Source organism: Methylocaldum sp. GT1TLB, assembly GCF_051027445.1.
Taxonomy (GTDB): domain Bacteria; phylum Pseudomonadota; class Gammaproteobacteria; order Methylococcales; family Methylococcaceae; genus Methylocaldum.
In genome coordinates this window covers 619,829-631,817 of record NZ_CP194898.1, presented here as the reverse complement: position 1 = coordinate 631,817, position 11,989 = coordinate 619,829, and the positions used below count along the sequence as shown (strand labels likewise).

Genomic DNA, 11,989 nt, shown 5'->3' with positions numbered 1-11,989 from the left:
GGTCCTCGTGAGTACGGAGATTGCCGTTGCCGCGGAAAACGACGACGGCAGCGTAAATCTGGGTACGGTCGAAATTGTGGGCGAAACGCCGCTGATGGTCTCGGGCGTACCGGCGGAGAAAATTCCGTCGCCGGTGCAGACGGCCACGTCCAAGCAACTCGATGACTATCAGAGCTTTTCGCTCGCGGATTACATGCGTTGGAACTTCGCCAGCGTCAACGTCAACGATGCCCAAAACAACCCGTTCCAGCCCGATGTTCAATTCAGGGGGTTTACCGCATCGCCGCTGCTGGGATTACCCCAGGGCTTATCGGTCTATGTCAACGGCATTCGTTTCAACGAACCGTTCGGCGATACCGTCAACTGGGACTTGATCCCCGAAGGCGCCATCGAACGAATGACGCTGCACTCGGGCTCGAATCCGGTTTACGGCCTGAACAGCCTGGGTGGGGCTATTTCCATGCGCACCAAGACCGGTTTCAGTGCACCGGGCCACACGCTCGAGGTGGCAGGCGGCTCCTGGGGACGGCACTGGCAGGAAATTACCAGCGGATGGAATAACGGCACCGTCGGCTATTTCGTCGATCTCAAGAGCTTCTATGAAGACGGCTGGCGCGATAACTCGCCCACCGACGTCAAGCAGGGATTCGGAACGTTTAGCTGGCAAAACGAACGGTCCAAGTTGAACCTCACCCTGGCTTCCAACAATAACCGATTGATTGGCAACGGTGCTTTGCCGCTTCAACTGGCCAAGCAAGATCCGGAAGCAATTTTCACCCATCCGGACCGTACCATCACCCGATTGTTCCTGGCGTCCTTGGACGGCAGCACCTGGCTTACCGATCACTTCGAGCTGTCGGGTAACGCTTATTTCCGGCAAAACCGGATCAAGACGTTCAATGGCGACGATTCCGATTTCGAGGAATGCGAGGACGAGGCCAACGAAGGTTTCCTTTGCGAGGAGGAAGGCGACGAAGAAGAGATCGTCGAAGATGTCAACGGCGGTAACGTCTTGGCCAGCGACGCCGTCGAGGGAGCGACCAACAACACCAGCCAAACCAACCAGCGCAGTTACGGCGGCAGCTTGCAGGGCGCTTTCGAGCACGAGATGTTCGGCATGCACAACCGTATCGTCGCCGGCGGAAGTTATGACGAAGGACGCATTCATTTCAGCTCGGATACGGAGCTCGCTTCTCTCACCGACGACCGAGGCACCATAGGCAGCGGAGTTCTGGTGGGCGAATCGCGGGTGAGAGTCCACGCCCATGTTCGTCACCACGGAATTTATTTCAGCGACACCTTGTCGGTCACCGACAAACTGGCGGTGACGGCAGCGGGCCGTTACAACCTGTCTTTCGTCCGGCTCGACGATCAGTACGGCGAGGACTTGAACGGCTTTCACAAGTTCGAACGGTTCAACCCCTCGGCCGGACTGACCTATGCCTTCCTACCGGAATTCACCGCTTACGGCAGCTATAGCGAATCGAACCGGGCACCGACTCCGGTTGAGCTGACCTGCGCCAATCCGGAAGCCCCTTGCAAGCTACCGAATGCGTTTCTTGCCGACCCGCCGCTGGATCAGGTGGTGGCCAAAACTTGGGAAGCCGGTTTCCGGGGCGAATTCGCTCGACTGTGGGGCGGAAATATCAACTGGAACGCTGGCCTGTTCCAAACTGAAAACCACGACGACATTCTTTTCATCAGCAGCGGCAATCTCACCAATCAGGGTTACTTCGACAACGTCGGGACCACCCGGCGCCGGGGTATCGAACTTGGGCTTTCCGGGGCATTCGAGCGGGTGCGGTTCGGAATCAATTACACACTGCTCGATGCCACCTTCCGTACGCCATTTCTTGCTAGCAGCCCGAATAACCCGTCCGCTGATGATAACGGCCAGATCCAGGTGGAAAAAGGCGACCGCGTCCCCGGCCTTCCGAAGCACATGCTGAAAGTCTCGACGGACGTGGAGGTCGTTAAAGGACTGACCGTGGGCGTAAACATGATTTACAACAGCGGTCAGTACTTCCGTGGCGACGAAGCCAATCTAAACAAGCCGCTTGAGGAATATGCCGTGTTCAACCTACATGGCGAATACCGTTTCAACAAGCACGTGGCATTATTCAGCCGTATCGACAACCTGTTCGACAAACGGTACTACACTTTCGGACTATATGGCGAAGCTGACGAAGTGCTTGGTGATAGCTTTACCGATCCACGTTTCGTGGGCATCGGCTCTCCGAGGGCTGGTTGGGTCGGGCTTAAGCTGTCCCTATGAGTTCGGCGTTTACCATCCGCTGTTTTACATATTGTTTTCCGGACGGTAATAACCGGGCCCTATTTAATTCATAAGAATGTCTTATGACAAAGGCGAGTATAAGTCTGTATACTTTATACCAACCTCAATAGAACTTGGTGTGATTTAGTTCGAAACTTCGATTGAGTCCGGCCGAAAGTTCTCCTCCTCTTGGCGACCCTAGTGGTCGCTTTTTTTTGCCCGATGGCAGGCAAAAAAAAGCCCGCAGTACGCGGGCAATATCATTATTATTGTTGTTGTAGCGTAACGCGTCGGCCACTAGCGGCGACGCATCTTGTTAGTGCTTTTATAGTAGTTATATCGCCCCCTAAGGGGTCTTTCCTCCTCTTTGACGACTCTATGTTTTCGCGCTTCCTCCGTAAAGCTGCGGCACAGTCTAAAGAAAAAATTTTGTGTGTCCACACTTTTTTACCCGTCCCTTGATCTATGAACACCCTCACAATTTTTTCTTTAAAAATCTGAAACCTATTTGTATTCGAATAGAAGTATCTTCTAATACCCAAGCAAATTACTAAGGATTTAAGTATCGCTGAGTATCCGCAATGTTTCCAAAAATGATCAGGTCGGTACAGTTCGCGTCCAACACACAAATCTCATTTTGAGACATGCGAGATGAGGTGCTATCGGATGGCGCCCCTCGGTAACCGGGGATGGGATTATGGATACGACCGCCAAAAACGGCTCAAGGAGTTCCCCCAGTGGCCCCACGCGCGAGATCCATCCCTTCCATCCAGGTCCGGACCGCCGCTATGGCGTCGTCGGCCAGATCCGCCAAGGACACTACCGCGCCTGCGGCATCGGCGCTAGGCGAGATCTTGTCGAGTTCGAAGGTCCGTTCGGCCAGAAGCTTCTTACTGCTGCGATCGTAAGCCGACGCGCGAAAGCGAATCAGCGCCTTGGCGTGGTCGGGGCGGTCGAAAATCTGCTCGAACTCCTGAAGTTCGATTCGAACCCGTAGTGGTCCGCCATCGCCCGAAAGTTCAAAGCGCAGTTCCAGAAGTTCAGGCGGAGGCGCGATCCAGCGGTCCAAAGTGTAAACTCCAACCCGTGTGGCATCCGAATACACGAGACGATAACGAATTCGGTCGTCTTTCAACCACTCCGGAGCGGTCACGTCCACTTTGGACCAAGGTGCCGGCAGACGGTCCGAACCGTGCGGCAGCGGTCCCAGATCATGAAGCCTAGGCGGAGGTGATTTTTCAGGCGTGAAGGTACAACCCGAGGCGATCAAGATCACAAGAAACAGCTTTGCGAAAAAAAATCTCTTCATTTCGGCTCCTGAAAGCCCGGCTCTCCCGGTCCAGGCACTTGCTTGGGCGGCCCGAGCAACAGGATCCGCGGGTCATCTCTCAGCATATCGGACAGATGTCGAACGTTGACGGCGATCGAACGGGTCTCGTCGAGCAATGCGTTTACCTTAGGCAGAGTGGATTGCACCACCACATCTCCCGCCGAGCTACCGGCGGTGATCAAGTCTTCCGTGTTCCTGGCGAGCCCTCGGATTTCCTTGACAGCGATTCCCAGGTCATCAGTCAGGCGCGTGATTCCCGCCATCATCCGCTGCGCCTCTCCGGTCAAAGCGGGCATTTCCGCCAGCATCTCGTCCATGCTTTCCTCTAATGTAGCCAATTGTTCGGCTGCGATCGCAACCGATTCCAGAATACGCTGAATCCGTTCGCGATTGCTTTCGTTCAGCACGCTGTTGAGCCGGTTCGCCAACACGCCGAGCTGGGAGAGGATGTCTTGCCCCGATTCGGTCAGCTTATCGAACAGCGAAGGCCGTAGCGGAATACGCGCGGGATTGTCGGGATCCGTAGGTAAAGGCTCCGGTTGTTCGCCGGTGTCGAACAGTTCCACCTGCGCCAGGCCGGTCAGCGCCTGAACGCGCAGCATGGCGTAGGTGCCATTGGTAATCGGCAGATCCTCATTCAACTCGACCCGGACGAGAATGTTCCGGCGGTCTTCAGGATCGAAACTGATGGATGACACTTTGCCGGCATTCACGCCGCGAAAAAGGACGGTCGACTCGGGATTGAGCCCCGAAACCGCTCCCTGGGTGACGACATAATAGCTCTTGTATTCTTCGCCGTAGTTCCCCAACCATAAGGCGGCGATGATCGACGCCGCACCCAAAATGATTACGAACAATCCGGTCAGGAATGCATAGGTTTCTCTACCCATATCAACCGATCCGCTCGAAAACGCGGTGACCGCGCTTTCCATGAAAATAATGCCGGGCAAAAGGATGTTCGGAAGCCAACGCATCCTCAACCGGACCACACACGACTAGCTGCTGATCGGCCAGTACGCCGACCTTCGTGCATAAATCTTTTACCGTGTCCAAATCGTGCGTCACCATGACCACCGTAAAGCCGAGTTCCCGATGCAGCCCGCTCAGTAGATCGACAAACTCTTCGCTCAGCACGGGATCGAGCCCCGAGGTCGGCTCATCGAGAAACAGCAATTCAGGCTCCATCACCAGCGCCCGCGCCAAGGCGACCCGCTTGATCATGCCGCCGGACAGTTCGGATGGCATCAACAAACCGGCGTTTTCGGTCAACCCCACCATAGTAAGCTTCATACGTACCAAATGGCCGATGAGTTCTTCATCGAAAAGACCGAATTCACGCAATGGGAATGCGATGTTATCGAAAACGCTCAGGGCACTGAATAAAGCTCCTCCCTGAAAAAGCACGCCGCAACGGTTGCGGAGCCGCTGGTGACGATCGGCCGCGGCCTCTTGCAGACACTCGCCGAAGAGGTAGACTTTGCCACGGGTCGGCTCCTGGAGTCCGATCATTTCCCGCATCAGCACCGTCTTGCCGCTCCCAGAGCCGCCGACCAATCCGAAGATTTCCCCCTTGCCCAGCGTCAGGCTGATGTCCCGATGCACCACGTTTTTTCCGAAACAGGTCCAAATCCGTTCCATTCGGATGACGGGATCGCTCATGATTACAGCCCTACCCCGCGGAACAGGATTGCGAAAACAGCGTCTATCAAGATTACTAGAGTAATTGATGCGACCACCGAGCGGGTGGTTTCATTGCCCAAACTCTCGGTGTTCGGCTCTATGCGTAAGCCGAAATGACAAGCCAAGAGTGCGATGAACAGCCCGAACACCGCTCCCTTGCCGAACCCGATCGTGAAATTGGCCGCCGGTACCGCATCAGGTAATTTCATGAAGAATTGATAATAACCAACTCCCAGTTCGAAATGCGCGGCGATCGCTCCGCCGATCAATGCGATCGCATCGGTCCAAACGACCAGGAGCGGCAAGGCAACCATCAGGGCGACGACTTTTGGAAAAATAAGGCGTAGCGAACGGGAAATACCTAGCGCTTCGAGCGCATCCAATTCCTGAGTGACTCGCATCACACCGATACGCGCGGTCATGGCCGATCCCGAGCGTCCCGCCACGAGAATGGCTGCAAGCAGTGGACCGAGTTCTCGGATAATGCTCAGCCCGAGTATGTTGACGATGTAGATTTGAGCGCCGAAGGTTTGTAATTGCAGGGACGAGAGGTAGCTAACCACGATTCCGATGAGAAACCCGACCAAAGCGGTAATGCCCAACGCACGTCCCCCGGTCTCATGAATCGCCGCCGAGATTTCCCGCCACGGCACGTCCCGAGGATGGCGCAGCACATGCCCCACATCCAAGATCAATTGTCCGAGTATCGAGACAAGCGCCCTTAAATGTTCGGTTCCAACGGAAAAGAAGCTTCGAACGCGCTCGCCGACCGGTTTCGCATGCCGGACTATCGGCCCGAAGGAGGTTGCAGACCAGTTCTGCAACCGGATGAACGTAGACTCCTGCTCGGGGCGCAAATAGACCTTGCCTGGCAACTGCCCACCCCAGGCTCGCCAAAGCAAAAATGCCCCCGCACTGTCCAAGGCGGCAACTTCGCGGATGTCCCACTCGCTTGCTTCATCGCGGGCATAGACCTGAAGCTGTTCGCGAAGACGCGCCCCCTCCGCCGACAGGCCGCGCAAATTCCAGCCCCCCTTCAGCACGAGAATATAACGGCCGGATACTGTCCTTTTTTCGATAGACGGCGTGAATGACTCACCGGGCGACTGCTTTACCATGCCGGGTATTCAATCGCCTTTAGTGCCTACGCACAAGGCCGCAGCCTAATCGACATCGCTGCGGGTTTGGTCTCGGAGACGCTCGTCAGTGTCCGGCCGGCCGTGCCGGTCTGTCGCCGAATACCCGCATCAAACTTGCGATAGTGGCGAGCGTCGCGAGATAAAACAGGATTTGCACGCCGTCCGGACGGGACACGTAACCCAACAGAGTATGCAAGACTTGACCGATCAAACTGTCTTCGGACAACCAATTGGAGGTATTCCACACCTCGTGACCCAAAGGCGGAAGCAGATCGGCCTGCACCAGATAGGCCGCTCCCTGAGAAGCCAGGCCGGCGGCCAAAAATAAAATAAGCCAACTGGTAACCTTGAATAGATAACGCGTAGGAATACGAAGCAAACCATAATACATCGCCAAGCCCACGGCTGTGCCGAGCGAAATGCCGACGACTCCGCCCGTCAGCATCGATCCCGTATGGCTTCCGTCTGCTGACGCGATCCCATATAAAAAGAGAACGACCTCCGAGCCTTCCCGTAGCACCGCGAGCCCCACCACGACTGCCAGAGCATAGAGCGGCCGGTCGCCCGACAGCACGGCTTTTCCGACCTGGCTCATCGCCTGGGCGAGCTCTCGCCCGTGACGCTGCATCCAGATATTGTGCCAACCGAGCATCGCGACCGCGGTAAACAACACGGCCGCGTTGAAAAGATCCTGCCCGACACCCGATGCCGCTTCCGCGAGGGTATCGGCAAAACCCGCAACCACGCAGGCGCCTATAAGCCCGCCTCCGACGCCGCTCCATATCCACCAACTGCGAGCGGCAACGCCGCGGCTGGCCGCCATGACGATACTGATCACCAGTGCGGCCTCGATGACCTCTCGGAATACGATGAGTGCAGTGGCTAACATGTTCTGACCAATACCGCTTTATTTTGCAACGATGTGCCCTTTGGCGGATTCCTCATGAAATTCGCCAAAAAAATCATACGTACCCGGATCAAGTGGACCGATCGATACGGTGACCTGACTCTTGCCTGGAATGATCTTTTCCCTCTTCAAGGATCGACTCTCGAATTCCTCCGGCGTCGGGTCTTCATTTTTCACGACCAGTTTGATCTTCTGGCCTGCAGGCACCTCGAGCTCTGCCGGTTCGAAACGATGCTCCTTAATGATCAGCGTATAGGTCTCAGCCGCCGAAACCGAGCCGCAAACCATCAAAAGTGCGCTTAAAACGACAAACCGGCCCGAGTAAGTCCTGTTCTGCATGATGTTCGGTCCTCTCAAGTTCGAAGAAGTAAGTCAACCGCGCGATTGCTACGGTTTTTCAGAAAGCTAAATGATAATCCTTATCAATTGATTAGGCAAACCGGGTAGGCTGACTTTATGGGCCGGTTTGGATTGGAAAAATGACCGAAGCGTCGATAGCGTTTCTTTCGATCGGCCTCTTTTACTCGCGGATTTCCGTTCGGCATCCTTCAAATTTTACTTGCCCGCATGATGAGGCCGTGATAGGTAGGCAATCACGGGATGTGGCATCAGGCACGCATCCCGGAAGCCAACTATTTTTGAAGTCACACCATGCCCCGTTATATCGCCGTCATCGATCAAGGCACCAGCAGTACTCGGTGCATTCTCTTCGATCACACCGGACGTGCGGGAGCGATGGCTCAAGCCGAGCACCGGCAGTTCTACCCTAGGCCCGGCTGGGTTGAACACGATCCGCTGGAAATCTGGCGAAACGCCCAAGCGGTGGTCGTAGAGGCCTTGCGAAAAGCGGAAGTCGAAGCCGATGAAATCGTAGCTCTCGGAGTGACTAATCAGCGCGAAACGCTTGTCGTCTGGGATAAAATCACCGGGAAACCGGTATATCCCGCCATCGTTTGGCAAGATACGCGCAGCGCCGAAATTTGCGAGCGGCTTGCCATCGAAGGCGGACAGGATAGATTTCGCGCAAGAACTGGACTGCCGATCGCCACCTATTTTTCGGGGCCCAAACTTCAATGGCTGTTGGATAACGTAGAAGAGGCCAGGATTCAGGCCGAACGCGGCGAGTTGCTGTGCGGCACGATCGACAGCTGGCTGGTTTGGAACCTAACCGGCGGTAATGAGGGCGGCGCACATGTCACCGACGTAAGCAACGCCTCGCGCACGCTGTTGATGAATCTTGAAACCCTGGCTTGGGACGAAGAACTGCTCGCCGCCATGAATATACCCGCTTCCATCCTGCCGACGATCCGTTCTTCATCCGAAATTTACGGCGTCGCTCAAGGGGCACTTGCCGGCGTTCCGGTCGCGGGTATTTTAGGCGATCAACAAGCCGCCTTATTCGGGCAAACCTGTTTCGCCGAGGGGGAAGCAAAAAACACCTATGGAACCGGATGCTTCATGCTTCTGAACACCGGCCTTAAGCCGGTGCAATCCCGCCATGGGCTCATCACGACAGTAGCGTACCAACTCGGCGGCGCAGCTCCAATCTTCGCGCTTGAAGGCTCGATAGCGGTCACAGGAGCTCTCCTGCAGTGGCTCAGGGATAATCTGGAGCTCATTCGGACCTCCGCGGAAGTCGAGTCGCTGGCCAATACCGTCGAGGACAACGGCGGCATCTATATCGTCCCGGCTTTCTCCGGCCTATTCGCGCCCTACTGGCGCAGCGACGCACGGGGAATCGTAATCGGGCTGACCCGCTACGTGAACAAGGGCCACTTTGCCCGAGCCGCACTGGAGGCCACGGCCTATCAGACCCGCGACATCGTTGACGCGATGCGGCAGGAGACGGGCCTGAATCTGGATGCTCTCAAAGTGGACGGCGGCATGGTCGTCAACGAGACCCTCATGCAATTCCAATCCGACATACTCGGCACTCCGGTTATTCGCCCCATCGTGACCGAAACGACGGCACTCGGAGCAGCGTACGCAGCCGGTCTCGCTGTTGGCTTTTGGACCGACATCAAGGAACTGCGCGACTTATGGCGAAAAGACAAGGAATGGCAACCGCGAATGACGGCCGAGACTCGGGAGCGGCTCTATGCCGGCTGGAGCAAGGCGGTCGAACGAACCTTCGGTTGGCTCGACTGAACGAAAACATTTTCATTGCGGGCTTCCGCCTCGGCAGTCCTGGTCTTTCTCGACGGAGCTGCGGTGTTCAGCCTCCGTTCAGGAAACCGGAACAATACTAATCGCGCCTTCTCAGAAAAGGAGCGAATGCCGTGAACAAGCTAAGAAATAGGTTAATGGTGCTGGCCTTTACGATTGCGCTAACGGGCTGTGCGTCTACCGGATATCACAACCATGGCGATTATGCGTATCGCAATACGGTCACCGGTGCCGCAATCGGTGCTGCCGGCGGCGCATTGCTAGGACATGCCGCCGACGATGGCGGACGAGGTGCGCTCGTGGGCGGCGCGGTCGGGGCCGTCGTCGGCGGAGCAGCTGGCTATTACATGGACCAGAAGAAAAAACGCGAGTCTTACTACAACCGTCAGCCCGGTTACAGCAGTTACAACGATGGGTACCGCCCCTCTCCGTATGGCGAACAGCAGCCCCGCACTTATCCGTACCCGTACTGAGCCGCAGCGATAATCACTGCCGAAGCGGCAAAAAACTACGCCCACGAAAAGTTTATGATCGCTCCGCCTTCTCTGCTTGCATGGATAGCGCCCGGTCTACCGAGACCGGGGCATCCTGGAGCGGCGACCGGCTTGGCCGACGACTGGCGCGGCCGCTCGCCGTCTAAACGGCAATCGCCGAGTCTCGGTCTCTTATCGGTCGCCTATTTCTCCTGATAAATGACTTTCGGCTCAAAGTGATAGGCTGGATATCGAGGATCCGGTTGCGGGCTCTCCTCCGGAACTTTTTTTGCCGCCTCTTCGGATGCCGGTATGATCACTTTCGGTTCGAAGTAAGCGGCTGGGTATCTCGAATCCGGCTCCGGACTTTCTGCTTTCGATGAATCACCCGTTGCTCCTTCGGGCGCCGAAATGATCACTTTCGGCTCGAAATCATAGGCCGGATACCGTGGGTCGTCGCCAGCCCAACCTACCGAAGAAACCGCCAACAAAAATCCGCCGAAGATAATTGCATTTCTCACGATGCTCACCCCTGTGCCGTCAAGCTGACCTCTTATCACAACAAACTGATCTAGCATGGCTCATTAAAGTATCCCAAATTCTTTAATCCTGCTGTTGCTATGTCAACGCGTTTCCCGAAACGGCGGGACCGCAACATTAGAATCGCCTCAAACCGCTGAAAAAGCCACATCTTGGTGCAATGTCTTTTCGATTTGCACCTCTCGGGAAAGAAATCGAAATTTCGACCATCGTTTTGATGGATTTTCGAGTGAATTAACGCCCCCGATCAATGGCATGAGTTCTGCTTAAAGATGAATAAGCGTGATTTTCTACTGGCAAAGGCATTTCCAAAACGCGGAGTGACCGTGACCAGTCAGAAGTTGGCTTCACCATCGTTGCAGTGAGGGACACTCATGAAAACATCGCTAAGAGTTTTTCTGGAACGCTTTCTAACCGTCTTCATGCTCTGGGGGTGCGGCTGGAAACGGCGAAGGCAATCCGGCAGCGAAAGTTATCGAATCGAATGGCAAGACCCGATGACCGGGCAATGGTACGGCGAACGAAATGCGATGAAGCTTCTTAAAGTGTACGCGCTGGCGGAATATGGCAAGACGAACTTCAAAACCGACCATTATCGCGCCTATTTTTGACATCGAATCCCATTACCTACCTCCTCTCTAAGCTGCTTGAAAAGGCAGCTTTATTTTTTTGCTCTATTCACCAAGCAATGAGCAGGATGAAAAGCGCCCCCAGCTCGATAAGCGGAGCTGTACCGCATTGTCTCGGCCGATCAACCTGCGTCCGTTCTGTTTAAACAGCCCCGCAGGAATAATTTCACCACTTGTTCTGTCCAATGCTCGACCTCATCTTCGGTAGGAGCGCTCTCCAAGCCTAGTTGTTGTCGCTGGAAGCGCTCGCCGCGGAGTGCGTTGACAAACTGTCCGGCTAAAAATGCCGGATCCATGGCGACCACATGACCTACTTGCTGATGCATGCCGAAAAACTTCGCGAGCCGATCCAGCGTCCGCTGCGGTCCCTGCTCATAAAACTCCGCTGCAAGCTCCGGAAATTGATGTGCCTCGGCGATCAATTGCGCACGCAAGCGAATGATTTCCGGACGGGAAAGCCGAAAAAGAAAATGCTTTCCGAACACGATCAGTGTTTCCTCCAACGGTTTGGCCAAGGCTTGCTCTAACGGCAACGTCGCCACCAACAGATCGCTATAGTGGCGAATGACCGCCCCGAATAAATCTGCCTTACCGCCAAAGTATCGATAAATGGTACGGAGAGACACGCGAGCCTCGCGGGCGATAGTTTCCAGGCTTACATTGCCGTAGCCTCGCTCTACAAATAGCCGAAGTGCATGATCCAGAAGTTGATCGCGGCGGATGGCAGATTCACCCTTCCTAGGTCGGCCTATTCGATTCATTATCGTTACTTTTCACTTTAATAGATGGACACAGTCGTCCAGTTTAGCGAGAATAATGAAACGATATCTTACCCTTTCTTTTCGTGCCG

12 protein-coding genes are annotated in these 11,989 nt (G+C 55.3%); 4 read left to right on the top strand and 8 right to left on the bottom strand.

The window, feature by feature from the left end; all coding sequences use genetic code 11:
• Window positions 1-7: 7 nt before the first annotated feature.
• Entirely contained in the window at window positions 8-2,275 is a 2,268-nt protein-coding gene (locus ACR2R1_RS02700) for a TonB-dependent receptor (protein WP_434112559.1), read from the top strand.
• A 721-nt stretch (window positions 2,276-2,996) separates the two neighbouring features.
• On the opposite strand, the gene ACR2R1_RS02695 is transcribed toward ACR2R1_RS02700, so the two are convergent.
• The 6 genes from ACR2R1_RS02695 to ACR2R1_RS02670 all read right to left on the bottom strand — a co-directional run bounded on the left by ACR2R1_RS02695 (window position 2,997) and on the right by ACR2R1_RS02670 (window position 7,670).
• Window positions 2,997-3,584, bottom strand: a complete 588-nt coding sequence (locus ACR2R1_RS02695; protein WP_434112557.1) for an ABC-type transport auxiliary lipoprotein family protein — start codon at window positions 3,582-3,584, stop codon at window positions 2,997-2,999.
• Entirely contained in the window at window positions 3,581-4,495 is a 915-nt protein-coding gene (locus ACR2R1_RS02690) for an MlaD family protein (protein ID WP_434112555.1), read from the bottom strand. Before ACR2R1_RS02690 ends, ACR2R1_RS02695 begins: the two co-directional genes overlap by 4 nt.
• 1 nt (window position 4,496) lies before the next feature.
• Window positions 4,497-5,264, bottom strand: a complete 768-nt coding sequence (locus ACR2R1_RS02685) for an ABC transporter ATP-binding protein (RefSeq protein WP_347257797.1) — start codon at window positions 5,262-5,264, stop codon at window positions 4,497-4,499.
• A gap of 2 nt (window positions 5,265-5,266) precedes the next feature.
• The gene (locus ACR2R1_RS02680) at window positions 5,267-6,403 is read right to left on the bottom strand and encodes an MlaE family ABC transporter permease (RefSeq protein WP_077729615.1); all 1,137 of its coding nucleotides are present in this window, start codon (window positions 6,401-6,403) and stop codon (window positions 5,267-5,269) included.
• 85 nt (window positions 6,404-6,488) lie between these two features.
• On the bottom strand, window positions 6,489-7,313 hold the full coding sequence (locus ACR2R1_RS02675) for an FTR1 family iron permease (protein ID WP_077729616.1): 825 nt from the start codon (window positions 7,311-7,313) through the stop codon (window positions 6,489-6,491).
• 18 nt (window positions 7,314-7,331) lie between these two features.
• Complete coding sequence (locus ACR2R1_RS02670; RefSeq protein WP_077729617.1) at window positions 7,332-7,670, bottom strand: cupredoxin domain-containing protein; 339 nt, start codon at window positions 7,668-7,670, stop codon at window positions 7,332-7,334.
• A gap of 312 nt (window positions 7,671-7,982) precedes the next feature.
• On the opposite strand from ACR2R1_RS02670, the gene glpK reads away from it, so the two are divergent.
• On the top strand, window positions 7,983-9,479 hold the full coding sequence (gene glpK, locus ACR2R1_RS02665; RefSeq protein WP_434112551.1) for a glycerol kinase GlpK: 1,497 nt from the start codon (window positions 7,983-7,985) through the stop codon (window positions 9,477-9,479).
• Window positions 9,480-9,610: 131 nt separating this feature from the next.
• The gene (locus tag ACR2R1_RS02660; protein ID WP_205780713.1) at window positions 9,611-9,970 is read left to right on the top strand and encodes a YMGG-like glycine zipper-containing protein; all 360 of its coding nucleotides are present in this window, start codon (window positions 9,611-9,613) and stop codon (window positions 9,968-9,970) included.
• 203 nt (window positions 9,971-10,173) lie between these two features.
• Here ACR2R1_RS02660 and ACR2R1_RS02655 read toward each other — a convergent pair whose 3' ends face one another.
• Window positions 10,174-10,548: a hypothetical protein gene (locus ACR2R1_RS02655; protein ID WP_434112549.1), complete on the bottom strand. Its 375-nt coding sequence runs from the start codon at window positions 10,546-10,548 to the stop codon at window positions 10,174-10,176.
• 336 nt (window positions 10,549-10,884) lie between these two features.
• Here ACR2R1_RS02655 and ACR2R1_RS02650 point away from each other — a divergent pair, with 336 nt between their 5' ends.
• Entirely contained in the window at window positions 10,885-11,121 is a 237-nt protein-coding gene (locus tag ACR2R1_RS02650) for a hypothetical protein (RefSeq protein ID WP_133715924.1), read from the top strand.
• A gap of 140 nt (window positions 11,122-11,261) precedes the next feature.
• Here ACR2R1_RS02650 and ACR2R1_RS02645 read toward each other — a convergent pair whose 3' ends face one another.
• Window positions 11,262-11,900 (bottom strand): TetR/AcrR family transcriptional regulator, encoded by a 639-nt coding sequence (locus tag ACR2R1_RS02645; protein ID WP_133715923.1) that lies wholly within the window; start codon window positions 11,898-11,900, stop codon window positions 11,262-11,264.
• Window positions 11,901-11,989: the final 89 nt, after the last annotated feature.